Origin of the sequence: Pseudonocardia sp. N23, from assembly GCF_002583555.1 — a bacterium.
Classification (GTDB): Bacteria; Actinomycetota; Actinomycetes; order Mycobacteriales; family Pseudonocardiaceae; genus Pseudonocardia.
In genome coordinates this window covers 370,196-396,953 of record NZ_BEGX01000114.1, presented here as the reverse complement: position 1 = coordinate 396,953, position 26,758 = coordinate 370,196, and the positions used below count along the sequence as shown (strand labels likewise).

The 26,758-nt window shown below is 73.0% G+C and carries 20 protein-coding genes and 1 pseudogene; 11 read left to right on the top strand and 10 right to left on the bottom strand.

Annotated elements, in window-relative coordinates:
* Together TOK_RS26220 and TOK_RS26215 are read right to left on the bottom strand one after the other, a co-directional pair.
* The coding region (locus tag TOK_RS26220) for a putative glycoside hydrolase (protein ID WP_098960624.1) at positions 1 to 1,244 on the bottom strand (1,244 nt) is incomplete at its 3' end.
* Positions 1,241 to 2,590: a phenylacetate--CoA ligase family protein gene (locus TOK_RS26215; RefSeq protein WP_098960853.1), complete on the bottom strand. Its 1,350-nt coding sequence runs from the start codon at positions 2,588 to 2,590 to the stop codon at positions 1,241 to 1,243. The genes TOK_RS26215 and TOK_RS26220, both read right to left, overlap by 4 nt.
* A 105-nt stretch (positions 2,591 to 2,695) precedes the next feature.
* Between TOK_RS26215 and TOK_RS26210 the strand changes: the two genes are divergently transcribed.
* The 6 genes from TOK_RS26210 (at position 2,696) to TOK_RS26185 (ending at position 11,644) form a co-directional block, all read left to right on the top strand.
* Entirely contained in the window at positions 2,696 to 4,810 is a 2,115-nt protein-coding gene (locus TOK_RS26210; RefSeq protein ID WP_172457793.1) for an alginate lyase family protein, read from the top strand.
* Between the two features lie 105 nt (positions 4,811 to 4,915).
* Positions 4,916 to 5,968: a glycosyltransferase gene (locus TOK_RS26205; protein WP_141566558.1), complete on the top strand. Its 1,053-nt coding sequence runs from the start codon at positions 4,916 to 4,918 to the stop codon at positions 5,966 to 5,968.
* Between the two features lie 14 nt (positions 5,969 to 5,982).
* Entirely contained in the window at positions 5,983 to 7,191 is a 1,209-nt protein-coding gene (locus tag TOK_RS26200; RefSeq protein WP_141566557.1) for a glycosyltransferase, read from the top strand.
* 105 nt (positions 7,192 to 7,296) lie between these two features.
* Complete coding sequence (locus TOK_RS26195; RefSeq protein ID WP_253258643.1) at positions 7,297 to 8,613, top strand: nucleotide sugar dehydrogenase; 1,317 nt, start codon at positions 7,297 to 7,299, stop codon at positions 8,611 to 8,613.
* Positions 8,613 to 10,145, top strand: a complete 1,533-nt coding sequence (locus TOK_RS26190; RefSeq protein ID WP_098960619.1) for a lipopolysaccharide biosynthesis protein — start codon at positions 8,613 to 8,615, stop codon at positions 10,143 to 10,145. Before TOK_RS26195 ends, TOK_RS26190 begins: the two co-directional genes overlap by 1 nt.
* A 356-nt stretch (positions 10,146 to 10,501) precedes the next feature.
* A complete protein-coding gene (locus TOK_RS26185) occupies positions 10,502 to 11,644 on the top strand; it encodes a hypothetical protein (protein WP_141566556.1) in 1,143 nt (380 codons plus the stop codon).
* Between the two features lie 95 nt (positions 11,645 to 11,739).
* Here the strand turns inward: TOK_RS26185 and TOK_RS26180 are convergent, their stop codons facing one another.
* The gene (locus TOK_RS26180; RefSeq protein ID WP_098960617.1) at positions 11,740 to 12,573 is read right to left on the bottom strand and encodes a sugar phosphate nucleotidyltransferase; all 834 of its coding nucleotides are present in this window, start codon (positions 12,571 to 12,573) and stop codon (positions 11,740 to 11,742) included.
* A 251-nt stretch (positions 12,574 to 12,824) separates the two neighbouring features.
* Between TOK_RS26180 and TOK_RS26175 the strand changes: the two genes are divergently transcribed.
* From TOK_RS26175 to TOK_RS34975, 3 genes and pseudogenes are all read left to right on the top strand, one after another.
* Positions 12,825 to 13,064 carry a hypothetical protein gene (locus TOK_RS26175; RefSeq protein WP_098960616.1) on the top strand — a complete coding sequence of 80 codons (240 nt, stop codon included), beginning with the start codon at positions 12,825 to 12,827 and terminating at the stop codon, positions 13,062 to 13,064.
* Positions 13,065 to 13,082: 18 nt separating this feature from the next.
* Positions 13,083 to 13,577, top strand: a pseudogene (locus TOK_RS26170) (DUF5130 family protein); the annotation flags it as partial.
* Positions 13,578 to 13,694: 117 nt separating this feature from the next.
* Positions 13,695 to 15,173 (top strand): HAMP domain-containing sensor histidine kinase, encoded by a 1,479-nt coding sequence (locus TOK_RS34975; RefSeq protein ID WP_141566555.1) that lies wholly within the window; start codon positions 13,695 to 13,697, stop codon positions 15,171 to 15,173.
* Positions 15,174 to 15,254: 81 nt separating this feature from the next.
* Here the strand turns inward: TOK_RS34975 and TOK_RS26160 are convergent, their stop codons facing one another.
* The 4 genes from TOK_RS26160 to TOK_RS26145 form a co-directional block, all read right to left on the bottom strand.
* Positions 15,255 to 17,078: a right-handed parallel beta-helix repeat-containing protein gene (locus TOK_RS26160; RefSeq protein ID WP_098960613.1), complete on the bottom strand. Its 1,824-nt coding sequence runs from the start codon at positions 17,076 to 17,078 to the stop codon at positions 15,255 to 15,257.
* A gap of 242 nt (positions 17,079 to 17,320) precedes the next feature.
* Positions 17,321 to 18,511 carry an ATP-grasp domain-containing protein gene (locus TOK_RS26155; RefSeq protein WP_098960612.1) on the bottom strand — a complete coding sequence of 397 codons (1,191 nt, stop codon included), beginning with the start codon at positions 18,509 to 18,511 and terminating at the stop codon, positions 17,321 to 17,323.
* A gap of 200 nt (positions 18,512 to 18,711) precedes the next feature.
* Positions 18,712 to 19,401: a response regulator transcription factor gene (locus tag TOK_RS26150; protein WP_098960611.1), complete on the bottom strand. Its 690-nt coding sequence runs from the start codon at positions 19,399 to 19,401 to the stop codon at positions 18,712 to 18,714.
* A 9-nt stretch (positions 19,402 to 19,410) separates the two neighbouring features.
* Positions 19,411 to 20,772, bottom strand: a complete 1,362-nt coding sequence (locus TOK_RS26145; protein WP_098960610.1) for a HAMP domain-containing sensor histidine kinase — start codon at positions 20,770 to 20,772, stop codon at positions 19,411 to 19,413.
* A 122-nt stretch (positions 20,773 to 20,894) separates the two neighbouring features.
* On the opposite strand from TOK_RS26145, the gene TOK_RS26140 reads away from it, so the two are divergent.
* Complete coding sequence (locus TOK_RS26140) at positions 20,895 to 21,956, top strand: GNAT family N-acetyltransferase (protein ID WP_141566554.1); 1,062 nt, start codon at positions 20,895 to 20,897, stop codon at positions 21,954 to 21,956.
* A gap of 121 nt (positions 21,957 to 22,077) precedes the next feature.
* On the opposite strand, the gene TOK_RS26135 is transcribed toward TOK_RS26140, so the two are convergent.
* The 3 genes from TOK_RS26135 to TOK_RS26125 all read right to left on the bottom strand — a co-directional run bounded on the left by TOK_RS26135 (position 22,078) and on the right by TOK_RS26125 (position 25,247).
* Entirely contained in the window at positions 22,078 to 23,058 is a 981-nt protein-coding gene (locus TOK_RS26135) for a polysaccharide deacetylase family protein (protein WP_098960608.1), read from the bottom strand.
* 187 nt (positions 23,059 to 23,245) lie between these two features.
* Positions 23,246 to 24,013 carry a polysaccharide deacetylase family protein gene (locus TOK_RS26130; protein ID WP_172457792.1) on the bottom strand — a complete coding sequence of 256 codons (768 nt, stop codon included), beginning with the start codon at positions 24,011 to 24,013 and terminating at the stop codon, positions 23,246 to 23,248.
* A 43-nt stretch (positions 24,014 to 24,056) separates the two neighbouring features.
* Positions 24,057 to 25,247 carry a glycosyltransferase family 4 protein gene (locus tag TOK_RS26125; protein WP_098960606.1) on the bottom strand — a complete coding sequence of 397 codons (1,191 nt, stop codon included), beginning with the start codon at positions 25,245 to 25,247 and terminating at the stop codon, positions 24,057 to 24,059.
* A 248-nt stretch (positions 25,248 to 25,495) separates the two neighbouring features.
* Between TOK_RS26125 and TOK_RS26120 the strand changes: the two genes are divergently transcribed.
* Positions 25,496 to 26,743: a hypothetical protein gene (locus TOK_RS26120; RefSeq protein ID WP_141566553.1), complete on the top strand. Its 1,248-nt coding sequence runs from the start codon at positions 25,496 to 25,498 to the stop codon at positions 26,741 to 26,743.
* The last annotated feature ends 15 nt before the right edge of the window (positions 26,744 to 26,758 follow it).

Below are 26,758 nucleotides of genomic sequence, written 5' to 3'. Positions count from 1 at the left end.
ACGGCGGTGACCGTCCCGCCCGCCTGGCCCTGCGTCCGGAAGGGCCCGCCGAGGGCGACCTCGCGGGACACCCCGGACGCGTTGTGCAGCACCACACCGCCGGAGAAGTCGCGACGGAACACCCCGGGTGCCACCGTCCCGACCCCGTCGGAGTACGGCGCCTGCAACCGAGCGGGCGTCGGGTCGGCGACGACGGGCGTCCCCAGGTAGTGCCGGTCGCTCGTCGCGAGCAGCGACGGGAACGACTGCGTCCGGTAGCCGTCGGTCGCGGGCGCCCAGAACCCGTTCTGCAGCAACGTCGCCGACAGGAAGAAGCGGTCGCGCCGGGCCGCGTCCTCACCGGTCGTCGACCGGTCCGCGTTGATCGTCAGGCTCACGCCGGGCGCACGGTGCCCGTCGCCCGCCGTCTCCCGCACGTAGCGTTCGAGGTCGCCTGCCGGGTTCCGGCCCGCGGCCGGGTCGGCGAAGCTCTCGTAGACGAGGCCGTCGAGCCGGCCGTCGACGAGCGAGCGGGTTCCGTTGGCGACCAGCACGGCGCCGGGCATCCGGTCGCGCATGATCTTCTCGGCCGACAGCAGCCCGGCCGCCCAGGGCCCCGACGGCCCGTAGATCTCCGGATCGGGGACGTCGCGCCCGTCACCGCGTACGGCCCAGGCCGTCGCGTCGGCGCTGTAGACGGTGTCGCCCCAGACGTCGAGGAAGATCCCGTCCCAGACACCGGTGCTCCAGATGTTGTCGGCGATCCAGTTCGCGCCGTACTCGGCGAACGTCCGGCCGTCGACCCGGGGCGCCTGGTCGCTGAGGTTGGTCATGACGGTGTTCGGGTACTCGCTCACCGGCGCGCCCGCCGCGGTGCGCGCGGCCCACTCGGGCGGGAACGCGCTCGTCGTCGGGTCGGTGAAGCGCCACAGCGACCAGCGGTCGGCGTAGTACTCCTTCGTCCCCAGCTGCACGGGCCGGTCGGTGAGGTTGACGTAGGCCAGGACGATCACGCCGGGGTCGCGGGAGCGAAGGTCGTCGAAGAACCCCTTGCCCAGGCGCCCGTACCACTCGCTGTCGATCACGACGAGGTCGAATCGTGCCAGGTCGTCGACCGACGGCAGGGTGTTCTGGTCGAGGACGACGGTCGCCGTGCGCGGGAACAGCGGGAGGTCGCGGGTCGAGGCGGCCGGGGTGGCGGCCGGGGCGCACGACATCAACGCCAGCACCATCACGAGCAGTGGCAGGACCGTCGCGCGTCTCACGGGGCGGTCCCGCCGGCCGGCCCGTCCGGTGCTGCGCGGCCCTCGACCACCGACGGACGCAGTTTGCCCGACGACGGGCGGGGGATCCGCCCGTCGAAGGTCCGCATCGTGACCTCCTGGCCCGGCCCGAAATGGCGCTCGACGGTGCGGGCGAAGTAGGCCCGCAGCCGCTCGGCGTCGAACCCGTCGGCGGGGACGGCGCGCAGCTCGAAACGGCCCGGGGCCAGCTGCGCGACCTGCACCTCGGCCACGTTGGTGAGGTCGTCGACGACGATGCTCGGCAGCGGCAGCTCGCGCCCGTCGGCGGTGTGGAACGAGTCCTCGACGCGCCCGTCGACCGTGCCCAGCAGCGGGAACGCCCGACCACACGGGCACGGCCCGGGCGCGGCCTCGCCGACCTCGTCGCCGGTGCGGTACCGCAGCAGCGGGAAGCCCAGGTTGTGCAGTGACGTGGCCACCAGCTCGTAGCGCCCGGGCCGCTCGACGATCGGGTGCCGCTCGACGATCCCGTAGTCGGAGAACTCGTGGAAGCCGCCCTCCTCGCAGTTGCCCGCGAGCACGACACGCTCGGTCTGTCCGTAGTGGTCGACGATCGGGGCGTCGAACACCGACTGCATCACCTCGACCTGCCGCGGTGTCATCACCTCCGACGACGTGATGATCGCCTTCAGCGGCAGCTTCTCGCCCATGTCGCGCAGGTAGGACGCGAGCAGGGCGATCGACGACGGGTACCCCTCCGCCGCGTCGGGCCCGAACTCCCGGATCGCGTCGACGATGCCCGGCACGGTGTCGGGGGAGAGCCGGTAGCTCGACACCAGCAGCTGATGGTCGCCCGGCAGGTGCAGCACCGGGGAGCCCGCGTCGGCGGCGAAGTCGCTGCCGCGCATGACGAACCGCCGAGCGTCCCGGCCCAGGCCGAACCAGGACCACTGGCGTTGCAACGCCGCCTGCTCGTACACCGACGAACCGGGCGTGCGGTACACGGTGATCGCCTTGCCCGACGTCCCGCTGGAGTGCGACTCCCACATGACCCGCACCGGGTAGGTGGCGAGGTCGCGGGGCGCGGCGAGGAGGTCGTCGCGGGTGACGATCGGGAGCACCTGCATGTCGTCGAGGGTGCGGATGGACGACGGTGCCACACCCGACTGCGCGAACCACCGGCGGTAGAAGGGCGAGCGTGCTGCGGCCAGCCGGACCAGCAACCGCAGCCGGCGCTCCTGGTAACGACGGAGCCCGGCCGGCGTGGCGCGTTCCATACGCGCGAGGTCGCGGCGGGCGAGTACGCCGGCCGGATGCGCGCGTCGCACGCGGTGCATCAGGTCCTGCAGTCCGCCCGGAGGGGCCACGCGGGACTCCACTTCGATCGCTCGACCGGTTCCGTGGCTATCGTTCCAGCCGACGCCGGTCGGCCGCCACGACACCCCACCCGACCATCACAGGAGTTCACACCGATGCGCAAGCTCGAGTGGTACAGCAGGCGGCTCGCGGCCATGTCCGTCGGCGAGATCGCCTGGCGCGCATCGGGTGTCGTCCGAGCAGCGCGCGACGAACGCCGCCGGCTCCCTACGGCCGCGGAGATCGTCGCCGACGGTGCCACGGCCACCGCGTTCGACGGCTTCCGTGCCGCCGACGGCAGGCCCGTCCTGCTCGACCGGGCCCGCGCCGCCACGATCGCCGACGAGTACCCCGACGGCCTCGCCGCCGTTCTCGCCGCCGCCGAACGTCTCGTCGACGGCCGGGTGCAGTTCTTCGGCTACCCCGCCGCCCGGCTGGTCGAGCCCATCGACTGGAGCCACGACCCCGTCGCCGACGTCCACTGGCCCCGCATCGCCTCGGGCCGGCTGAACCATCGCAGCGCCGCGGGCGACGCGAAGTGGATCTGGGAGCTCAACCGGCTCCAGCACCTCCCCCTGCTCGCGCAGGCGTACCTGTTCACCGGCGACGAGCGGTTCGCCGAGACCGCCTGGCACCACCTCGACGGCTGGCTCGCGCAGTCACCGCCCGGCCACGGCATCGCCTGGCGCGGCGCGTTCGAGGCCGGGGTCCGAGCGATCTCGATCGCCGTTGCGCTGCAAGGGCTGCGCGACTCCCCAGCCACGACCCGCGACCGCTACGAGGCGGTCCTCGTCGTGCTCGACGAGTCCGCCCGCCGCTGCTGGGACGACCGTTCGCGGTACAGCTCGGCCAACAACCACCTCGTCGGCGAGCTCGCGGGGCTCGCCGTGGTGTCCCTGCTGCATCCCGAGCTCACGGAGTCCGGCCCGCGGCTCGCCCGGGCGTTGCGCCACCTCGCCCACGAGGCCCGCGCCCAGATCCTCCCCGACGGTGCCGGCGCCGAGCAGGCGTTCGCCTACCAGCTGTTCACCGGCGACCTGCTGCTCGTCGTCGCCGCCCTGCTGCGCGCGGCGGACCGGCCTGTCCCGGAGGGCATGACCGCCGGGCTCGACAGGTCTGCGCGCTACCTCGCCGCGCTCGTCGGCGACGACGACCCGGTGCCGCGCTACGGCGACGACGACGAGGGCTTCGCGCTGCGCCTCGACGACGCGCCCGTCCCCGACGTCCGCACCCACCTCGCCGCGGTCGGCGCCGTCACCGGCGACCCGACCGCGGCCGCGCGAGGGCGTGCCGGGGTGACGTCGGCGTGGCTGGGTGGGTCGGAGCCGGCCACGCCGCACGGGGAGCCCGAGCCACTCGGCGCGGGCCGCCACGCCGCCGACGGCGGTCTCGTCGTCCTGCGCGGCGACGGCGGCCGGGTGCTCACGATGGACGTCGGACCGCTCGGCTACCTGTCGATCGCCGCCCACGGCCACGCCGACGCGCTCGCGCTCACCCTCGCCGTCGACGGCCGCGAGATCGTGTCCGATCCCGGCGCAGGCAGCTACTACGGCCACCCCGACCGGCGCCGGGTGCACCGCAGCACCCGCGCCCACGCGACCGTCGAGGTCGCGGGCGCCGACCAGTCCACGACGGGCGGCCCGTTCCTCTGGACCGACCGCGCGCAGGTCCGGGTCCGGCGCGTCGACGTCGCGGGCGGTGTCGTCGACGCCGAGCACGACGGCTACACCCGCCTCGCCGACCCGGTCGTGCACCGGCGCCGGGTCGTCGCCGCTCCCGGCAGCCCCGCCGTCCTCGTCGTGGACGTCCTGACCGGCGCGGCGGCAGACACCCGCATCGAGGCCCGGACCACCTGGCCGTTGCACCCGGACCTCGACGTGATCTGCGGTCCGGCCGGGCACCTCGTCCACGCCGCCGGCACGCTCGTCATGGACGTGGTGCACGCGGCCGACGTCCCCTTCACCCGCGAGGAGGTGCGTGGTGACGAGGCCTCGGGTCTCGGCTGGTGGGCCGACCGGCTCGAGTCCCGTCTGCCCGCTTGCTGGATCGGCGCCGCCGTGCGCGGGACCGGGCGGGTCGTCGTCGCGACGGCGTTCGTCCCACCCGGGACCCTGGAGAGCAGGCCGGGCGACCCGCTCGACGGCCCACTCCTCGTGACCGTCGACGAGGACACGATCCTCGTGACACTTCGCGCGGGGGACGCGTCCATCGTGGAGCGCATCGCGCTCTGACCGGCCCGGTCGCGCAGTCGTGCCGTCCCGAACGTAACGCTCGGGGACGCCCGGGCGAGTACCGGGGCGTACCGGCTGCCGCACCCGGGTGAGCAGCCGTCGCGCGTGAAGGGCCTGTCGCTCGTGCCGACCGTGTTCAGCTTCCTCACCCCCGCGTACCGGGCGGAGGACACCCTGCACCGCACGATCGACTCGGTGCGGGCGCAGACCCGGTCGGACTGGGAGCTGGTCGTCACCGACAACGGGATGTCCGACCCGATCGCCGACATCGTGCGGTCGTACTCCCACGATCCCCGGATCCGGCTCGTCCGCCAGCCCAACAACGGTCCCGACGGCGGCACCATGGCGTCGGCCGCCGTCGCCGTGGGCGAGGTGTTCGTCCCGCTGAACTCCGACGACGCCGTGGAACCCGGCTACCTCGACCGGGTGGGCGCGGTGCTCGACGCCCAGCCGGGCGTCGGCGCGGTCACCTGCGACGCCTGGACGTTCACCGACCCGGGCTGCCGGATCCTGCCGCGCAGCTATCTGCAGACCGCCGGGGCGAGGGTCCCGCCCGACCCGACGCGCCCGCTGCGTGTCGCCGACGTCGTCGACGGGCCGTGCCCGTTCTACGGGGGTGCGATCCGGCGCGAGGTCTGGGAGGCCGTCGACGGCCTCAACTCCGACAGCCCTGCGGTCGGCGACCTCGACTTCTGGCTGCGGGTCCTCGTCGGCGGGCACGACGTCCGGGTGCTGCCCGACCGGCTCGCCCGCTACCGCGTCGAGGCCGGGTCGGTGAGCAGACCGGTCGACGACGCCGAGGCCTCCGAGGCGATCGAGCAGCAGCGCTACGCCGTCCTGCGCCGGGCCGCGCTCGCCGACGGCGACCCGGAGTCGCTCGCCGCACTCACCCGGTTCCGTCGCCGGGAGGGCTACTTCCAGGAGATCCGCCGGGCCCGCGTCGCCCTCGACCACGGTGATGTCGCCGGCGCGCGGGCCCATGCCCGCGCCGCCTTCGCTCACCGGCGCACCGCCCGGGCGGGTCTCATCGTCACCGCGCTCAGGGTCGCCCCCGCCGCGATGGCGCGGGTGCATCCGATGAAGCGCCGCGCCGAGGACGCTGTCAGGACCACCGCCCGGACGCTTCGCCCGGCGGCCCGCCGCTCCGGCGACGGCTGACCGTGCCGGCGACGATGCGCACCGTCGTTGTCACGAGTGCCGTCCCCGACCGGTCGAGCAGCGGCTACGACATCCGGGTCGCCCACCTCACCGCGGCGCTGCCCGGCGAGCGCCATCTCGTCGTCACGTCGATCCTGGACCGGCCCGAGGGCGGGGTCGTGACGCCGGAGCTGCTCGGCGTGTTCGACTCCGTCATGGTCCTCCCGCCCGTCCTCGGCGGCCCGCTGTCGCTCCGGCGCCACCTGCGGCGCTCCGACGAGCAGTTCCTCGAGCTCGCCGCGCCCGACCGCTTCGCCGCGTCCGCCGGTGCGCTCGCCGCTCGCGCCTGTGAGGTCGACGCGACGCACGTCGTCGCCTTCGGGGGAAACGTCGCGCCGTTCGCCGCGGCCGCGGGCCTGGGACCGCGGACCGTCGTCGACGTCTGCGACAGCGTCACGCTCACGCTCAGCCGTGCCGGGGCACGCAGCGCGGGGGAGCGGCTCGCCCTGCTGCGCGCACGCCGCGAGGAGGCGGCCCTGGTGCGCGGCTTCCCCGCGGTGACCGCGATCGGGGCCCCCGACGCCGAGCAGCTCCGTGCCCTCGTCGGGGGCACCGCCGACCACGTGACGGTCGTCCCCAACGGCGTCGGTGAGGTGTTCACCGGCCCCCTGCCCGTCCCCGGTGACCGCCGGGGCGTCGCGTTCTGGGGGAACCTCGACTTCGCCCCGAACCGGACGGCGCTGCAGTTCTACCTGGACGATGTGCACGACCCGTTCCTGCGCGACGCGGGCGTCGAGCTGTTCGTCGTCGGCTCCGGCGCGCCGGAGTGGCTCACGGCGCGGGCGGCCCGCCCCGGTTCGGGGATCCGGCTCGCCGGGCGGGTCGAGGACCTCGTCGAGGCCGTGGTGCCCTACCCCGTGATGGTCAATCCGATGCGGACCGGGAGCGGGCTCAAGAACAAGGTGCTGGAGGCGTTCGGCGCGGGCCTGGTCGTCGTGTCGACCCCGCGCGGTGTCGACGCCTTCCCGGAAGTACGCGAGCGCGACCATCTGATCACCGCAAGTGATGGGCCGGCATTTGCGACGGCAGTCACGTCGCTCCTCGACGACGCGGCGTTGAGGGCGCATATTCGCCTGTCCGCCAACGCCTTACTCCATGAGAACTATCGCTGGGACAGCGTCGGGCGCAACTGGGCCGAGGTCGTACTGCGCCATTCGGGTGCAGCTGCTGAAAACGGAAAGTAACAGTTCCACGGTGCCGTGCGAGCCACACAGCGACCCGGGTCGGCCGGGCGTCGGGGGCTGGGAAGGGGACCGGATATGGCGCGCGAGATCGCCGATCGACCGTCGGTGAGCGTCTTCGGTCTCGGCTACGTCGGGGCCGTGTCGGCAGCCTGTCTGGCGGACCGGGGCCACAGCGTCGTCGGGGTCGACGTCAACCCGCACAAGCTCGCTCTGATCCGCGACGGGCGCACGCCGGTCATCGAGGAGGGCATGGCCGAGCTCGTCGGGACCGCCGTCCACAGCGGACGGTTGACCGTCACCGGCGACGTCGACGCCGCCATCGCCGCGACCGACGTCTCCATCGTCTGCGTCGGGACGCCGTCCGGCGCCGGCGGCGGCCTCTCGACCGCCTACCTCGAGCGCGCCTGCGCCGAGATCGGCCGGGCCCTGCGCGACAAGCCCGGCAGGCACGTCGTCGTCTTCCGCAGCACGATGATCCCCGGCACCTGCGAGGACCTGCTCATCCCGATCCTCGAGCGCGAGTCACTGCGCAAGGTCGGCGACGACCTCGGCGTCTGTGTGAACCCCGAGTACCTGCGCGAGGGCTCGAGCATCCGGGACTTCAACAACCCGCCCAAGACCGTGGTCGGCGAGTCCGACGCGCGCAGCGGCGACATCGTCCACGCGCTCTACGAGGGCGTGCCCGGCCCCCGATTCCGCGTCGCGATCAGGGTCGCGGAGATGTCGAAGTACGTCGACAACTCCTACCACGCCCTCAAGGTCGCCTTCGCCAACGAGATCGGCTCGGTCTGCCGGGCCGTCGGCCTCGACTCCCACGACGTCATGGACGTCTTCCTCGCCGACACCAAGCTCAACGTCAGCGCCGCCTACCTGCGGCCCGGGTTCGCCTTCGGCGGCAGCTGCCTGCCCAAGGACGTCCGCGCGCTCGTGCACGCCGCCCGCAGCAACGACGTCGACGTCCCGCTCCTGTCGAACCTGCTCCCCGCCAACGAGGCGCACCTGCGCCGGGCGGTCGACCTCGTCGTCGCCTCCGGGCGCCGCCGCATCGGCCTGCTCGGGCTGTCGTTCAAGCCCGGCACCGACGACCTGCGCGAGAGCCCGCTCGTCGAGCTCGCGGAGCGGCTCATCGGCAAGGGCTACGACGTCCTGATCTACGACCCCTTCGTCGCGGTGTCGCGGCTCGTCGGCGCCAACCGTGAGCACATCGCCGAGCACCTGCCCCACATCGGCAGCCTGCTCACCGACGACCTGCAGAAGGTGATCGGCCACGCCGAGATCTGCATCGTCGGCAACCGCAGCGAGGAGGTCGTCGACGCTCTCGACGAGCGGACCGTCGCCTCCCGGGTGGTCATCGACCTCGTGCGGCTGCCCGACGCCGGCGACCGCCGCCGCGAGGACGGCTACGTGGGGATCGGCTGGTAGTGACCGGAAAGCCCGGAGTCGGGGACGCCACGTCCCCGGCCTCTCCGGCCCCCGCGGCGCCGGAGGCCGACCCGCCGTCGTCCCTCGGGCGCACGATGCGCCGCGGAGCGGTCATCTCGGCGGGAATGCTCGTCGTCGTCCAGCTGGTGGCGTTCGCGCAGACCCTCGTGCTCGCCCGCATCCTCTCGCCGGCCGAGGTCGGCGTCTTCGCCGCAGGCACCGTGCTGTCCAGCTTCCTCGTCACGTTCTCCGAGGGCGGCATGCGCAACGCCCTCGTCCAGCGCCGGGACCGGCTCGAGGACGCCGCGAACACCGCGTTCTGGTCGACGCTGATCGCGGGCATCGGCTGGGCGCTGTTCGCCGCGGCCGTCGCGCCCCTGATCGGGCTGTTCTTCGACAGCGAGCTCGCGGCCGCGGTCGCGTTCGCGACGGCGGGCAGCATCGTCCTGCACGCCCTCACCAACGTTCCCGAGGCGCTGCTGCAACGTCGTTTCGACTTCCGGCAGCGGCTCATCGTGCAGCCCGTCGTCGCGGTGTCCTACGCGGTCACCTCCGTCGTGCTCGCGCTGCGGGGGATGGGCGTCTGGTCGCTCGTCGTCGCGACCTACGTGTCGCACGTCTGCTGGGTGGTGAGCACCTGGGTCATCGCCAGGTGGCGGCCGGGCAAGGGCACCCCGTCCCGCGCGCTGTGGCGCGAGCTCGCCCGCTTCTCCGCACCCATGATCATCGGCACGGGACTCGACCGCGCCCAGGACATGTTCCAGTCCGCGATCGTCGGCCGGTTCCTCGACACGGCCGCACTCGGCAACTACCGCTACGGCCGCCGCCTCGCCGCCCTGCCGGGCACCGCCATCATCGAGGTCGGCTCCTACGTCCTGTTCCCGGCGTTCTCCCGGATCGCGGGTGACCCGGTGCGGTTCCGGACCGCGTTCCTGCGGGCGCTGACGCTGCTGTGGGTCGCGTCGATCCCGCTCGCGGGACTGCTGCTGGCCGTGGGCGTCCCGCTCGCCGTGCTGTTGCTCGGCGAGCCGTGGCGCGGTGCCGGTGTCATCTTCGCCGCGACCGCCTTCGTCGGTCCCGGGACCGCGCTCAGCGCCGTCGGCATGGAGTCGATCAAGGGCAGTGGCAAGACCCACCTGATCAACCGGGTGACCGCCGTCGGCATCGGGTCAGGGGTCGTGCTGTTCCTCGCCCTCGCCAACTTCGGGCTGGTCGGGATCGGCATCGCGCTCTCGACGGCGACGTTCGCCGCCGGCCTCACCAGCGTGCTGCTCGCCCGCCGGGAGGCCGGCGTGAGCGTGCGCGAGATCGTCCGCCGGATGTACCCGGCGCTCATCGCCGCGGCCGTCGCCGCCGTGCCGGTCGTCGTACTCGAGCACCTGATGCTCCACTCCGACCAGCTGCACCTCGGCGTCGGGCTCGCCGTCATCGTGTCCGAGGCCCTCGTGTACCTCTCGATCTACGGTGGTGTCCTGTACCTGATCGCGCGGCCCCTGGTGAAGGAGATGATCGGGGCGATTCGGGCACGCTGAGCCGAACGCCGGGCCACGGTCCGCCGGAGAGTCGTACCGTTCGACGACTCGGCGCGTGGGGAGAACCCGTGGTCGACGTCGAGCAACCTCCGTGTTCCCCGCTGTCACCGATACGGGTCGGATGGATGCCGAGCGCGGACGTGCGGTCATGACCGCTCCCCACGGTGCCGAACCCCAGCCGGCCCGGGTCCGGCCGCACGACACCCGCTCCGGAGAAGGCCTGCACCACGGTGTGGGCCTGGTTCATGTGCGACGAGGAAGATCCGTTGCCCGGGACTCTCCGACCCGACCGGCGTCCCGACCGGCCGGGAGAGATCCGAGAGGCGTTGAATGCAGTGCTCCCCAGTTCGTGGCTGATGAAACTGCTGGCCCCCCTGCTGGCCGCAATGGTCGCCGTACCCGTGATCGCCCATTCCGGCGGCGAGCAGACCGGCCGACCGGGATCGCCCGGCAGGACCCAGACCCAGAGCCCCCCACCGCCGTCGAAACCGGGATCGCCGTCGATCCCCGGAACGTCGGCGGGCACCGTCCCGTCCACCTCGACCACCACCACCACGACGACCACGACGACCACGGTTCCCCCGACCTCGACGTCGTCGTCCCCGGGTGGCACGGGCACGACGCCGCCCGTCGGCCCGGTCACCGTCGGCCCGTCACAGCCCGCCGGGCTCGCCTACACCTCGACCAGGGGCGTCACCGGCTACGCGAAGCCCGGCGCGCTCGTCGTCGCCGGTCGTGACAACTACGCCGACCCGGCGTTCACACAGGTCGCGAACGCCGGCGGGCACGTCCTCGTCTACCTCGACCCGATCATCGACAACCCCCAGGGTCGCTACCACACGATGTTGTTCGAGGCCTCGGAGTGCGGGCCGGTCGTGCCGAACTGGCCCGGCAACCCCAAGGCCAGCCAGTGGGGCGTGCTGAGCGACTTCCGCGTCGGCGGCGTCCTGCAGAACAAGCTCGGCTGCGTGCTCGAGAAGATGGCCACCGAGAACCCGAGCATCTCCGGCTTCTTCGCCGACGACGTCGGCAGCCGCTCCTGGTTCCCGAACATCAACTGGAACAGCTGGTCGGTGGCCGACCAGCAGGCCTACCGCGACGGCGCCATCGCCGTCACCCGGACCATGCGACAGGTGGCGGACAAGCACCGGATGGTCGTCATCGTCAACGGGACCTGGACGGCAGGCGGGCTCGGCCCGTCGGGTGGTGGCTATCCCGACGCCGCCAAGGACGGCAACGCCCTCGCCGACGGCGGGATGGTCGAGCACCACGACGGCCAGGTGAACTTCTTCGGCAAGTACGCCTGCGGCGACCAGTGGGCCACCCAGTCGGCGACCACGCGTGGCACACAGCTCATGTACTCGATCAGCATGACCGACGCCGACCGGGCCGCGTACGCCGCATCGGGCTGCTTCGCCTACACGTCGGTCCAGGCCACCTACGACGCGGTGCCGGTGCCGTGGGGCGCGTTCCACTCCGTGGGCCTGCCGGCGCGCTGACCCGATCCTTCACGAACGAACGGCACAGCCGCGCAACCAGGTTGCGCGGCTGTGCCGTCGTGTCCGGGCCGTCGTGTCGAGGGCCGTTCGTGGCGTCAGGCGGCGGGTTCGGGGGCGCCGAGGCCCGCGATGGTGGCCTGCAGCGGGTCGCGCTGCGACGCGGTCTCCCACACCATCCACGGGCTCTGCCCCGACCGGTAGGCGGCCTCGAGCGCGGTGCGCTCCTTGACGGTGTCGGCCGGGTGCCAGTAGCCGTGGTGCCGGTAGGCCAGCATCCGGCCCTCGGCCGCGAGCGCGGTGCACGCGTCGGCCACCAGGTCCCCGTTCTCCGGCACGTAGTCGAAGATCTCCGGGCGCAGCACGAAGTACCCGCCGTTGAGCCACACCGGCATGTCCTGCAGCGTCTTGATGCCGGTGAGCATGCCGTCGTCGCTCACCTCGACGCAGTGGAACGCCGTCTGCGGCGGCACGGCCGCGAGCGTGGCGACGGCCTCGCTCGCCTTGAACGTGTCGATCATGTCGTTGAGCGGCAGGTCGGTGAGCACGTCGGCGTAGTTGGCGAGGAACATCTCCTCTCCCTCGACGTGCTGACGCACGCGGCGCAGGCGCTCGCCGATCGACGAGTCCAGACCCGTGTGGACGAACGTGATGTTCCAGTCCTGGATGTCGGAACCCAGCAGCTCGACCTGCCCGCCCGACAGCACGAAGTCGTTCGAGGCGGTCTCGGAGTAGTCGAGGAAGTAGTCCTTGATGTGGTGCGCGCCGTACCCCAGGCACAGGATGAAGTCCTTGTGCCCGAAATGCGCGTAGTACCGCATCACGTGCCAGATCAGCGGCCGCGGACCGACGGTCGTCATCGGCTTCGGGATGTCCGACTGGCCGTCACGCATGCGCATCCCGTAACCGCCGCAGAACAGGACTACCTTCATGATGCCCCCTTCTGGGCTAGTCCGTCGTCGGAATGCTCGCTCTGTGTGGTGGTGGCGTTAACGGGCGCCCGAACCGGTCACACGTCCGGCGGCGCAATTCGACGCAGCGTGGTCGGCGGCTCACGCGATGGCACGGGGGTGTGCGGCGCCCTCGGGTCACCGGTGATCTCCCCCACGACGGGGATGCGACGGCTGTGATCGCCGTCGGTCGATGACCTGCGACGGGACTCGGTGCACTACCTTCTACCGCTATGAGCGTGTGGCAGACCATCGGCATCTACGTGCTGATCCCGGCCGCCGTCTACGGGGCTTTCTTCGCTGTGATCGTCGGTCGCAACCGCGGCCGCCGGTCGCGCTACCGCGTCGGCCAGCCGTGGACGCACGAGCCGCTGTTCTGGACGGCGAACCCGGTGGGCACCGGTCTGCCCCCGGGGCAGGTCGACGACCCGGCCGCGACGACCGGACGAGGAGGTGCGCGCGGTGAGTGGTGACCACGACACGGGCACGGCACCGCCGTCGACCCGAAGGACCTTCCGGACGGCGCGAACGTGACCCTGTCCGGGCGAGTCTCCGCGGCCGAGGACTACGCCGCCAACCAGCCGGAGGCGACGGCGTTCACGCCGCAGCAGCTGGCGCGGATCGACGAGGCGATGATGCTGGCCAGCCGCTCGACCGGGCTGCGCTTCACCGTCTATGTCGGCGACCTGGGCGACGACCCGGTGACGCGGACGGGCGAGCTGCACGCGGGCGTCGAGGGCGCGGCCGACGCCGTACTCATCGCGGTCAGCCCGGGGCAGCGCTTCGTCGAGGTCCTCACCGGCCACGACGCGCGCGTCCGGCTGCCCGACCGCAGCGCGAAGCTGGCCATCATGAGCATGGTGGCGTCCTTCAAGGAGGGCGACCTCTTCGGTGGGCTGCTGAGCGGGCTGCGGATGCTGGCCGACCAGGCCGGCAAGCACGCGCCCATCCAGCACCTGGGCATCCGCGAGAGGGTCGCTGTCTGACGCGGCGTCCGGGTTACCCGGGGCCGTGTCATGTGCACGCGCGCGGTTGGCATGAGCACCTCGGTGTGATCCCGTTCACTCCCTAGCAGGAGGTGAAGGGTCGAGGTGTCGAAGGCGGTGCGGTTCCCCGCACGGCTGGCCGTCGACGTGCTGGCTGCCGCGGTGGTGTGCGTCGGGGCCGGGGTCATGCTGGCCCGCGGACTGGTCAGCGGGCCGGTCTCGACCGTCGACCCCGCGCTCGCGATCGCCACGCTGACGGTCGCCGCGGCCGCGGTCGGGGCGGGCTCGGCGATCCTCTCGGTCGTCGTCGGCCGGCTGTTCGGCGACCTGCGGATGGCGTGGCTCGCACCGGCGCTGGTCCTCTACTGCGTCGTCGTGCTGCCGTGGACGGCGGCCGCCCCCGGCGCGACTCTCGACGTCCCGCACCGGCTCGCCCGGCTCGTCGCCTACGCCACCGCGCTGATCCTCCTGGTCGTCGCCGTCCGCCCGCCGCAGCGGGCCGGCTGGTGGGGCGGCTGGGTCGTCGCCGCTCTCGGTGCCGTCGCGACCGTCGCCTCCCTGACCGTGCCCGGCACCGAGTCGATCAGGGTGCTCGTCGAGGGCCCGATCCCGACGTTTGTGGTGCTCGTCGGCTGGGCGATCGTCGCGGTCGGGTTCGTCGCCGACGCGCTGCGCAAACGCTCCCTGCCGCGGGCCCGGATCGGGCTCGGCCTCGTCGTGATCGCGGCGGCGCAGCTCTACCGGCTGCTCGCATCGACCGGTGCGGCCGCGGGGCTCGCGTTCGGGGCGCTGCGCCTGATCGGCCTGGCGATCGTCCTCCTCGGGGTCGGCCGGCTCGCGGCGTCGGCGCTGAGCACGGTGCGCCGTCGCGAGACGGTCCACCGCGAGGAGCTCGAAACCGCGGCCCGGCACATGGAACGCGCCGCCGAGCACGCGGCCGAGCGCGACCACGAACTGCGCAACGGGCTCGCCGGCCTGGCCGGCATCACCCACCTCCTCGGTGCCGACGGGGGCGATGACGAGCACGCGCGGCTCAAGCTCGCCGTCCTCTCGGAGCTGGGCCGGCTGCACCGCATCCTCGACGGCGAGGAGCTCACCGTCGACGGCACCTACTCCCTCGAGCCCGTGCTGACGGGGCTGGTCGCGCTCCGCGCCGCGGGGCCGGGGGAGCAGGTGGACCTGCACGTCGAGCCGGGGCTGCAGGCCCGCGGCGACTCGGCGGTGCTGTCACAGATCGTCACGAACCTGCTGGCCAACTGCGACCGGCACGCCCACGGCGCCCCCGTCCTGCTGACGGCCCGCCAGGACGGCGCCGCGGTCGTCGTCGACGTGCGCGACCACGGTCCGGGACTGCCGGCCGGCGACCCCGAGATCCTGTTCGAGCGTGGCACCCGCGACATCGGCGCCGGCGGCACCGGGCTGGGGCTGCACATCAGTCGCCGGCTCGCCGAGCACGAGGGCGGCAGCCTGGTACTGCGGCCGGCCGCGGGTGGGCCGGGCACCCTCGCCCGGCTGCGCCTGGTTGCCGCCGACGGCGACGTCGCGGCCGCCGATCGGGTCCCCGCGGCCGACGAATCGGTCCGCGGCCGGAACTGACACGCCGAGTTCGACGTCGGACTGGTTGCGCCGCAACGGGAGCCAGTCCGACGTCGAACTCGGCGGTGGGTCAGCGGCCGGTCACGTCCGGGGGAGGGCGCACGGGATGACGAAGGGCACCGGCCCCGGAACCGTCATCAGCCCGATCGGGAAGAACGACATGGTCACAGAAGCCGGCGTGACCCCGGCCGGGACGCCCGGCCGAGATCCGGCGGCGGGGACGACCCATGCCGGCACGAAGGGAACGCACACCGCGGACGCTTGGACCGGCGGGACCGGCGGGACCGGCGGGACCGGCGGGACGGCGGTCACGCCCTCGGCGGGGACGACCGGGACGGAGACCGGGGGGACCACCGGGACCGACACCGCAGGTGAGGTCACCGTCGACGGCACCACCGGCGCCGAGCTCACGGCAGGGACCACGGTCGTCGGAGGCGCGACGGTGGTCGGCACGACCGGGACTGTCGTCGGGACGACCGGGACTGTGGTCGGGACGACCGGGACTGTGGTCGGGACGACCGGCACGGTGGTAGGGACGACGGGAACGGTGGTCGGCACGACGGGGGCGGTGGTCGGGGGCGCGACCTGCAGCTCGTAGGCGCCGACGTCGACGCCCTTGCCGCTCGGGCGCGGGGCCCCGGTGAGGTCGGTGGTGGGGGCGGCGTCGGTGGACCCGGCGTCGAGGCCGGCCGAGCCCGGCGCGAGCCGCAGGTCGTTGGCGGTCGCGTTCACGAACTTCACCACGCCCGTGATGAGGTTGGCGCCGATCCCACTGCCGGAGAACAGGTTGTGGTCGGCCTCGAACGCCGACGCGCTGCCCGAGACGTCGGCCGGGTTCCCGCTGAACAGGTTGTTGCGCAGGATGTTCGTGCCCGCGAACTGTCCGCCGGCGATCGAGATGCCCGCCTTCTTGTTGGCGACGAACGTGTTGTTCACGACCGAGATGTCGGTGAACGAGCCGCTGCCCTCGGTCCAGAAGCTCATGCCGCCGCCGGCGTTGCCGATCATCACGTTGTTGTAGATCTGCACGGAGTAGGTCTTGCGGGTCGACGAGTAGTTCTCGACGGCCAGCGCGATGCCCGCCTTCGAGCTCTCCTTCGCGCCGATCGAGATGTTGTCGTACACCTTGATCTGGTGCGCGGAGTCGACGTAGATGTTGGGGCCGCGGTTGTTCTCGACGCGGTTGCCGTGGATCGAGCCGTTGCGGGTCTCGTACTTCGCGTCGATGCCCTCCTCGCCGTTGTCGTGGACGTGGTTCCCGGCGATCTCGAACCCGTCGACGTTCTCGAGGCTGATGCCCTCCATGTCGGCGCTGGTGCCCCTGGCGTTGTTGCCGTGCACGTCGCAGCCGACGATGCGGATGTTCGACCCGGCGATGAAGACCGCCCCGCCGTCCTGGGAGTCGGCCACCTCGCAGTTCTGCAGGACGATGTTCTGTGCCTTGTCGGCGTAGATGCCGAAGCGGCTGGACTTCGAGACGCCGATGCCGACGAAGCGCAGGTTCGAGCGGCCGCTGAGGTCGAGACGGCCGTTGCTCGTGCCGCCGCTGGTCAGCGTCACCTTGCCGCCGGGGCCGGCCTGGAAGGTGATCGGCTTGTCGGTGGTGCCGCTCGTCGGGACCTGGAACGAGGCGTAGCTGCCGGGGGCGATCAGGACGGTGTCGCCGGGCTTCGCGGCGGCCGCGGCCTCGGAGATCGTCCTGTACTGGCCGGAGCCGTCGGCGGCGACGCGCAGTGTGGTGCCGGCAGCGGTCTGGGCGGGGACGGACGCCGCGGCGTCGGCCACCGGGTCCTCGGATCGGGGCGCGGCGGAGTTCACCACGACCGCCAGGAGCACGGCCATGGCGACGACGAGCGCGGCGCCCGCGAGGGAGCGTCGGGTCCGTGCCGGTCGCTTTGCGTACATGGTTGCCTCGGCCGTTCTATCCGAAGGAGTGGCGATGACGTCGGGACGCTAGCCAGCTCGATCACGGCACGCCGAAGCTCGAGAGTGAAGATCACCTATCAGGGTGACAACATGGTCGGGAGTGAACCCAGTCGTGTTATGCGACGGGTGTGACTGATGTGGCCGCACGGCGGCGACAGTCCGTGACCATGTGGGTCACCGAAGACCCGGGTCGGTGAACCAGCGGGTCGTCGAGGGTCCGGTCAGCGACGGCGCGTGGCGACACGGATCGCGCGCCGGACCACCGCGGCCAGCGGACGAGGGTCGGCCACCGACGCCACCGCGTGGGTCGTGCGTGCGTGCGGCAGCAGGCCGCGGATCGCCGCACCGCGCTTGCCGGCCCGGAACATCGCCCACAGGCTGCGGACGTCCTCCTCGGACCGGAACCGCACGCCGCGGCTGTACTCGGCGACCTCGGGCCGCTCGCCCAGCAGCAGGTCCGTCCACATCGCGGGCAGGTTGACGCCGGCGGCGACCGCCAGCCCCAGCGAGTGGTACATCCGCGGGTTCACGTCGATCAGGTAGTGGTGAGGGCCGGACTCGATGAGCTGGAGGTTGAACAGGCCGCTCCAGCCGAGCTCGGCGATCAGCGCGCGGGCCGCCGCCTCGAGCTGCTCGTCACGCTCGACGGTCTCGGCCCAGGTGACGACGCCGCAGTCGGCGGGCCAGGTGCGCTCGGCCAGCTTGTGCACGGTCGTGAGGGTCTCGCCCTTCCACGCGACGCCGTTGACGGTGCGGATGCGCCCGCTCAGGTAGGGCTGGACGAGGCCCTCCCGGCCGGGCAGGGCGGCCAGCGTCGACGCCAGCTCGGCGCGGTGTGCGGCCTGCGTGACCTCGAAGCGGGCCAGGCCGTCGTCGGTGACGAGCTCGGAGCGGACCGGCTTCACGACGACCGGGAACGTGATGTCGGCGGCGGCGACGTCGGCGGCCGAGAGCCGCAGCGTCGGCGGGGTGCGGAACCCCGCGCGGGCGGCCAGCCCGGCGAGCGCGTCCTTGTCGAGCGCGGCGACGGTGTCGTCGACGTCGGGGGCACCGACCGCGACATCGCCCGGGAACAGGTCGCGGTGGCGGCCGAGGGCGATGAGCCCGGCCTCGGTGCCGGGAAGGACGGCCACGGCGCCGATGCGCGCGGCGGCCTCGACGAGGTCGCGGGCGAAGCGCTCCGCGTCCAGGCGCGGGTCGGCGACCTCGACGACGCCACCCGAGGACCGCGACAGCGCGCCGTAGGAGGACATGTCGTCGGTCGCGGCCCACGGCTCGTACCCGGCCGCGGCCAGCCCGCGCAGCGCGGCCAGCCCACCCGCGTGCTCGACACCGGTGACGAGGACACGCCGCGCGGAGCGGGGGGTCGCGTCGGTGTCGGTCGGGTTGGAGACGGGGAGCGTCGCGGTCATGGACCCAGTCTCGACGGGGGACGGTTAGCGGTCGGCAAAGCCGGCGCTACCGTCCGGCAAGGGTTTCCCATGTCACAGCGTCGGCCACGCGGTCGCTACCGGCTGTCGCCGCCCGTACGCGGACGGTCCCGGCGTGCCGGACCGGCACCTTCCCGCACCCGGATTGCGGGACAGTGCCGTTCCTGCAGAACGAGGGCGGGTCAGGTCTCCTCGAGGCGGTACCCGAAGCCGCGCAGCGTCGCGATCTGCGGGACCGTGGCCTCGGGCGCGGTGGCCGACTCCAGCTTGCGGCGCAGCGCCGCGACGTGGACGTCGAGGGTCTTCGTCGAGCCGAACCAGTTGGTGTCCCACACGTCGGCCATCAGCTGGTTGCGGCTCAGCGCCACCCCGGGCTCGGCCGCGAGCCGGGCCAGCAGGTCGAACTCCTTGGTGCGCAGCACGACCTCCTCGCCGCCCACCGTGACCCTGCGGCGTCCGGCGTCGACGACGAGGTCGCCGATCACCTGCGTCTCGTCGGAGCCGGCCGCGACGACCCGGCGCAGGTGCGCCCGGACCCGGGCCAGCAGCTCGCCGAGGCGGATCGGCTTGATCAGGTAGTCGTCGGCGCCGGCCTCGAGCCCGACGACGACGTCCATCTCCTCGTGTCGTGCCGTCAGCATGACGATGACGCAGCCGGGCTGCACCGCGCGGACCCGGCGGCACACGTCGATGCCGTCGATGTCGGGCAGGCCCAGGTCGAGCAGGACGAGGTCGAGCTGGGCCGTCGTCGCGAACTCGATCGCGGGACGGCCCTCGGAGTGCCAGGTCACCTCGTGCCCCGACGACGCCAGGCTGGCGCGGAGCACGTTCCCGATCGTCGCGTCGTCCTCGACGAGCAGCAGTTGGGCCACGGGGTGAGCCTAGGACCGCGCGGCGGGCGAGCTGTCGGGGACCTCGGTGGACTCGGGCCGCGGGGCCGGCGGCGCCTCGTCGGCGGCCGGGGTGACGATCGGCAGGAACGCGGTGAGCCGGGTCGGGTCCGCGCTGGTCAGCTGCAGCCGCCCGCCCTCGGCCTCGACGAGCCGCCGCGCCAGCGCCAGGCCGATGCCGTGGCCCTCGGAGTCGGGCTCGCGCCGGTCGAACAGGTCGGAGCCCTGCGTCACGCGGCCCTCGTCGGCGACGTCGATCGCCACGGCCTCGCCGATGTCACGCACCCCGACCGTCACCCGGCCGGCCCCGTGCTCGACGGCGTTGCCCAGCAGCACCGTGAACACCTGCCGGATCGCGGCGGTCGAGGCCTCCATCGGCGGCATGCCGGGCTCGACGGCGAACGCGAGCTCGCGGGACTGGCTGCCCAGCCGCGGTCCCCACACCTGCCCGACCTCGTGCAGCAGGGCGTCGAGGTCGAGGACGCCGCGCTGGCGGGTGCCGCGGGCCAGCGCCAGCAGGTCGGCGATGGTGCGTTCGAGGCGGTCGACCTCGGCGAGGCTCGCCCGGATCGCCGCGGTGTGGTCGCTGCCCGGGGTGCGCAGCGCCGCCTCGAGCCGCAGCTGCAGGCCGGTCAGCGGGGTGCGCAGCTGGTGGGAGGCCTCGGCGGAGAAGGCGCGTTCGCGGGCGATGAGGGCGTCGAGCCGGGAGGCGGTGGCGTTGAGGGCGGTCCGCACCTCGTCGACCTCCGGGATCCCGACGGTCCGCTCCTCGACGCTGAAGTCGCCGTCGCCGAGGCGTTCGGCGTCGCGGGCCAGCTCCTCGACCGGGTCGGCGAGGCGGCGGGCCTGGTAGCGGGCGAACGCCCACGTCGCGATCAGGGCGACGACGGCGAGGCCGAACATCTCGACCCAGCGCGTGGCGATCCGGGACGCCGCGTCGCCGCTGGACGTCGCCGCGCGCACGACGCCGACGACCTCCCCGTCGTCGATGATCGGCACGGCCACCACGAGGTCGCCGTCGACGTCGCCCTCGTGGACCTCGCCGCTGTGGATCGTGTCGTCGACGAGCCACTCACCCGCGGGCGGGCCGTCGCCGACCAGGCGCTGGGCGTCGGGGCCGTAGAGCGCCGCGCCGGTGTCCTCGTCGCCGACGTAGAGCTGTCGCGGCCCGGGGACGCCGTGGTCGCGGACCGTGTCGGAGATCCGGTCGACGACGGTGTGGGCGCGGCTCTCCAGCTCGGCGTACTCGATGCGGGTGTAGAAGCGCATCGCGACGACCGCGAGCGGCAGCACGAACAGCAGGATCGCGACCGTCGAGGCGGCCACCGTCAGCAGCACGATCCGCTTGCGCACCGGCGGTCCTCCTCTCCCGGTCGCCGCCCCCGGACGGCCCGGCTCCGGGCGCCATCATGCCCGCGCGTCACCCGTGCGAGACTCCCAGCACCCCCACCGACGTCGAACGAGGAGCTTTGCGCGTGCGGTTCTCCACGGTCCACCCACGCGATCTGAGTACCCCGGAGCTGGCCCGCTGGCAGGACATCCGAGGTGCGGGAACGTTGCCGCGCAACCCTTTCCTGTCCGCGGAGTTCGCCGTGGCGGTCGGTGCGGCGCGCCCCGGAACCCGCGTCACGGTGATCGACGACGGCGCCACGACCGTCGGTTTCTTCGCCCACGAACGACACGGACGGGTGGCGCGCCCCGTCGGCACACTGCTGGCCGACAGCGAGGGGCCGGTCCTCGCGCCGGGCACGGACGTCGACATGGCGGCGCTGCTGGCCCACGAGGGCCTCGCCGGGTGGGACTTCGACACGCTCGCCGACGGGCTCCTCCCGGCAGGGGCCTACCGCGTCGACGCCGAGCGCTCCCCGGTGCTCGACCTCTCGCCCGGCTGGGACGACTACCTCGCGACGATCTCGGCCCGGTCCAAGAAGTGGCTGGCCTCGACGTGGCGCAAGCGTCGCAAGCTCGAACGCGAGGTCGGCGGGATCCGCTTCGAGTTCCACACCACCGACCCCGCGGTGCTGCGCAGCCTGATGGACTGGAAGTCCGGGCAGTACGCCGCGCTGGGGGAGTGGGACCGCTTCGCCGACCCCGGCATCGTCGCGATCGCCCGGGCCCTCGCGGCGTCGCAGGCACCGGAGTGCACGGGGGCGGTGTCGGCGCTGTGGGCGGGCGACCGGCTCGTCGCCGCGCACCTCGGCCTGCACTCGGAGTCGGTGCTGTCGTGGTGGTTCCCGGCCTACGACCCCGAGTTCGGCCGCTACTCGCCCGGCATCCTCCTGCTGCTCGCCATCGCGGAGGCGGCGGCGGAGCGCGGTGTCACGCAGCTCGACCTGGGCCGCGGCGCGCACGACTACAAGGACGCGACGGCCACCGGCGAGCTCGTGGTCCGCACGGGTGCGCTCGACGCGGCGTCGCTGTCGTCGCTGCCGCGGCGGGCGAAACGGGTCGTCCGCGCCGGGCTGGCTCCGCTGGCCCGCGACGAGGGCCCGCTGGGTCGCACGCTGCGGTCGGTGAAGGCGCGCGTCAAGGCCTGACACCCCGGCGCGCAACCTCGGTGCCGTGGGTCGGCGCCACGAGAGCAGCGAGGTGGCGCGCGACGAGGACGTCGCCCCGGAGCGAGCACCGCCCGGCGCGTGGCGTCGGGCGCGCACCCTCCTAGCCCTTGCAGAGCACCCGTGGCATGTCGGCCATCACCCGCACGACCGGCGTCGTGTGCGCCGCGTACACCCCGGCCCGCTGCACGTCGAACATGTCGTCGTGGCGACGGCCGTTGACGCCTCCGTAGAAGCTGAACGCCCGCCGCACGCCGATGTCGCGCAGCACCCCGCGGGTCGCGTCGTCGAAGCTGGCGCGGGCCCCGACCGGGTAGCTGAACAGGTCGACGGGCTCGCCGAGCTCGGCACACAGCCGCTCGACCGACGTCGCGACCTCCTCATGCTGACGCTGCCGCGGCAGCGTCGCGAGGACGGGATGGGTCACCGTGTGGGCGCCGATCTCCATGCCCAGCTCACGGACCCGGCGCACGTCGTCCCAGCTCATCCAGTGGTCGCTGGTGTCGGTGGCCAGCCGGGCCCGGCCGACGGCGTCGGCCAGGTCGTCGAGGAACTTCTCGCCGTACTCGCCGGCCCGGGCCTTGTAGGCGAGGTTGACCCGGCGCCGGAACGCGGTCGTCGACAGTCCCGCCGAGTCGAGCCCGGTGGGGAACCACTCCGACGGCGGCAGGTCGCACGCCCCGCCGCCGGTCAGCCACGCGATCTCGTCCCACCACGCGTGGTGCGGCTGGTCGACGAACCCGGTGCACACGAAGAACGTGCCGGTCACCCCGTGCCGGGACATGATCTCGGCTGCGCCGACCTGGTCCCGGTACCCGTCGTCGACGGTGATCGCGACGCGCCGGGCCGGGCCGTCACCCCACTCGGCGCTGCCCGCCGCGACGATCTCGAACCGGTCGGCGAGCTCGGCGACGTGGGTCTCGAAGTCCTCGAGCGTCGCGCTGTAGAGGTCGGGTTCGTCGTGCGGGCCCGCGGCGCCGAACCGGTGGTAGTTGAAGATCAGCAGTCCGCTCCACGTGCGGCGGGCGAGGGTGTCGAGCCTCGTGAGCCTGAGGAGCCGGGCGGCCTGTTCGGTGCGGGACATGCGACAGCGCGTCCTTCCTGTCCGGAAAGTCGCGACCGGCGGCTCCGCGGAGGGGGCGCGAGGTGTGACCGGTGCGTCTGTGTGGCGAATCGTGGTGGATTATCGTGCGGTTCGGAACGATCGGGTGGGGACGGGTCCCTGTCGAGGGTCTTCGGATGGACGGCGCTGTCGGTTCGAAGGGTGCCGGTCAGGCACCGATGCGGGAGCGCAACGCGCTCGCCGCACCCGTGGCGTGCTGGTAGGCCGACGACGTCCGGACGCGTGCGTACAGCCCCATGTTCTTGACGCGGAACTTCCACATCGGGTTGCCTCGGTACACGCCCGTTCTGGGAACGGCGTAGCGCTCGCCCTGCTCGGGCTTGTCGGGAAGGGCCAGCGCGATGTCGTAGCCGGCCCGCCGCGCGGCGCGCCGCACGTGCTCGGCGTGCCGGCCGAACGGGTAGGCCAGTGTGGTGACCGCGGTGCCCAGCAGGTCCGACAGCAGCTCGCGGCTCTCGGTGAGGTCGGCAAGGCATTCGGCCTCCGACAGCGTCGGCAGGTCGGCGTGGACCATCGTGTGGCTGCCGATGTGCCAGCCGCGGTCGTGCAGGTCACGGATCTGGTCCGCCGTCATCAACGGCGGCGCGTCGGCCGGGTCGAGACCGGTGATCCAGTCGATCGTCACGCCCCCGGGACGCAGCGAGCCGGCGACGATGTACATCGACGCCGTCAGGCCGTACCGCGACATGATCGGCACCGCATGGTCGACGTAGTCGGCGAAGCCGTCGTCGAACGTGAGGACCGTGGCGCCGACGGGAGCATCACCGTGAGCGGCGACGTGCGCCTGCACACTGTCGAGCGACACGACGCCACCTCGACGGGCCAGTGCCGCACACTGCGCGTCGAAGTCGATCGGCTCGACCGACACCGGGTCGTCCCACCCCGGCGCGACCGAGTGGTAGCACAGGATGCTCACAGTTCGACCATTCCACATCGTCCGGAACGGCTCGGTCGGGGGTTCACCGGCCGGCCCGCGCGGCGTCGGCCTCGGTCAGCCCCGCGTCCATCTTCTCCGCGACGGCGGCCCACGAGGCCACGTCGGCCAGCCAGCGCGCGCCCGCCAGCCCCATCTTGTGGGCCCGTTCGGCATCGGTGAGCAGCTCGACGACGGCCGCGGCCAGCGCGGGCGCATCGTCGGGCGGGACGAGCAGCCCCGTCTCCCCGTCGTGCACCACCGAGGGCAGCTCGCCCACCGACGTCGCCACCACCGGCCGGTCGAACGTGTAGGCCAGGTGCACCACGCCGCTCTGCGTCGCCCGTTTGTAGGGCGTCACGACGACCCGGGCGGCGCCGAACAGCAGCGGCACCTGCTCGGTGGGGATGTAGCCGGGGTGGGTCTCGACGCCCAGCGCGTCGGCGCGGGCCTGCAGTGCGGGCAGGTCGACCCCGTACACCGCGCCCGCGACGACCACCGTCGCGTCGGGCACCGCGGCCCGGATCGCGGGCACCGCGTCGAGCAGCACGTCGATGCCCTTGTAAGCGCTCCAGGTGCCGAAGAACAGCACGTTCGGCCCGGTGTCGGCGACGTCGGGCACCGGCCCGTCGCCACGCAGCGCGTTCTCGTCGCCGTGCGGGATGACGACGACCGGGCAGCCCGGTGCCCATCGCTCCAGCACGCGGCTGCGCGGCTCGTCGCCGAGGACGAAGACGACGTCCATCGACTTCCACGCCTTGGCCAGCGTCGGGTCGAGCACCCGGCCGGAGCGGTACGACGTGGTGTCCTGCCGGTTGTGCAGGACCGGCTCGTGGGAGATCAGGCCCAGCGTCGAGCGGCGCAGCAGCCGCCGCACGGCGAGCACGCCGAGCGCGTCGACCGTGTAGCGCCAGTTCGACCAGATCACCGTGCCCGGCCGGTCGCGCGCCAGGAACGCGAGCAGTACCACCCAGGCGACGACCAGCTGCCCGGCGCGCAGGACCCGGCGGACCTTGTGCAGCAGCGGGTGGACCTTCTTCGGGTCGGCCGGGTGCCACGTCGGCAGCACCGCCCGCACCCGCAGGTTCGGGTGCTGCGGCACCAGCTCCGGCCGCGGCCCCGTGTAGAGGTGGACCTCGTGGCCGCGCTCGGCCATCGCCGCGGCGAGCTGCGCGCTGAACTGGTAGAGACCGCCCGCGGGCGGGAACTCGACGAAGGCGACGCGTCTGCGGTTCACGGGCTCTCTCGGGTGATCGGGGACCGGCTCGGCGCTCCCGGGACCGGTGACCCGGTCGGGGGATTGCCATCGACGGGTCTACCAGATTCGTCCGCCACGCCCGCCGGTGGCCACCCCGCGACCGCGCCGTCGGCCCGCGATGCCACACTGGCGGACTGCACAACCGGACGTAACGCACAATTCGTCGATCACTGTCGGTACCCGACCCCGGCGCCCCCCGAGTCGTCACGATGGTCGAGAATCGCCCGATGCCGCAGCCCGATCGTGCCGTCGTGCTCGTCGCCGGGGCCGAGTCGCCCACCGGACTCGGGGTCGCCCGCGCACTGCGCGACCAGGGGCTCACCATCGTCGGCCTCACCAACGACGTCACCGCCTCACCGTGCCGGTCCGGGCTCTGGCACGAGATCGTCGACGAGGGCGACGGCACCCCCGAGGGCTGGATCACCGCCGTCCGCGGCGTCGCCGCCCGGCACGGCCGCACCGTCCTCATCCCGGTCCGCGACGACGTCGTCGAGCTCGTCGCCGCCCACGCCGACGAGGTGGCGGCCGTCGTCGAGTTCGTGCTCCCGCCGGCCGACGTCGTCACCACGCTGCTCGACAAGACCGCCTTCCACGGCTGGGCCGTCGAGCACGGCTTCCCTGTGCCGCACACCGAGATCGTCGCCGACCAGGCTGCACTCGACGCCGCACTCGCCCGCATCCCGTACCCCGCCGTGATCAAGCCCTTCGAGCGCACCGCCGAATGGCAGGCCGCCAGCCCACGGCACAAGGCCTACCGCCTCGAGTCGGCCGCCGACGTCGCGAAGATCGGGTTCCGGCTCTTCGACACGGCTCCGCGGTTCGTCCTCCAGCAGTGGATCCCCGGCACCGACGCCGACGTCTGGTTCTGCCTCGTCTACCGCGACCGGTCGGGCCGCGAGATCGCGTCCCAGGTCGGGCGCAAGCTCGTGCAGTGGCCCGTCGGCACCGGATGCACCGCGCTGGCGACCACGGCCACCGACGAGGAGCTCCACACCCTCACCAGCGACCTCCTCGACGCCGCCGGACACATCGGCGTCGGCTCCCTGGAGGTCAAGCGCAGCACCGCCGACGGGAAGCTCTACATCACCGAGCCCACCGTCGGACGGCCCAACCTGCAGTCCAACGTCGCCACCGCCGCCGGGATCAACCTCACCCTGCTGCAGTACCGCGACGCACTGGGGCTCGACCTCCCCGTCATGCCCGCGCCGCGGCCCGCCGTCTGGATCCACGAGACGTCGCTGCCCCGTGCGATTGCCGTCTCCGCGGCGCGCCGGGTACTCGACGTCAGGGCCGTCGCCGCCGGGCTGCGCGCCGCGTCCGGGCGGATGTCGGCGTTCGGGGCCCCCGCCGACCGCACCCCGCTCACCGCGGAGCTGCGCCGCCTCGCGGGCAGGACCGTCGGAGTCCTCCAGCGCAAGGTCCGCCGTCCCTCGGCCTCCGCCCCGGCACCCGCCTCGGCACCGGTGCAGGGCTGACCCACCGACCGTCGC

Bases quoted from the DNA above. Each gene is read 5' to 3' on its own strand.
- TOK_RS26210 (WP_172457793.1), top strand. From the start codon at position 2,696: ATGCGCAAGCTCGAGTGGTACAGCAGGCGGCTCGCGGCCATGTCCGTC.
- TOK_RS26200 (WP_141566557.1), top strand. From the start codon at position 5,983: ATGCGCACCGTCGTTGTCACGAGTGCCGTCCCCGACCGGTCGAGCAGC.
- TOK_RS26185 (WP_141566556.1), top strand. From the start codon at position 10,502: ATGAAACTGCTGGCCCCCCTGCTGGCCGCAATGGTCGCCGTACCCGTG.
- TOK_RS26180 (WP_098960617.1), bottom strand. From the start codon at position 12,573: ATGAAGGTAGTCCTGTTCTGCGGCGGTTACGGGATGCGCATGCGTGAC.
- TOK_RS26175 (WP_098960616.1), top strand. From the start codon at position 12,825: ATGAGCGTGTGGCAGACCATCGGCATCTACGTGCTGATCCCGGCCGCC.
- TOK_RS26160 (WP_098960613.1), bottom strand. From the start codon at position 17,078: ATGTACGCAAAGCGACCGGCACGGACCCGACGCTCCCTCGCGGGCGCC.
- TOK_RS26155 (WP_098960612.1), bottom strand. From the start codon at position 18,511: ATGACCGCGACGCTCCCCGTCTCCAACCCGACCGACACCGACGCGACC.
- TOK_RS26135 (WP_098960608.1), bottom strand. From the start codon at position 23,058: ATGTCCCGCACCGAACAGGCCGCCCGGCTCCTCAGGCTCACGAGGCTC.
- TOK_RS26120 (WP_141566553.1), top strand. From the start codon at position 25,496: ATGCCGCAGCCCGATCGTGCCGTCGTGCTCGTCGCCGGGGCCGAGTCG.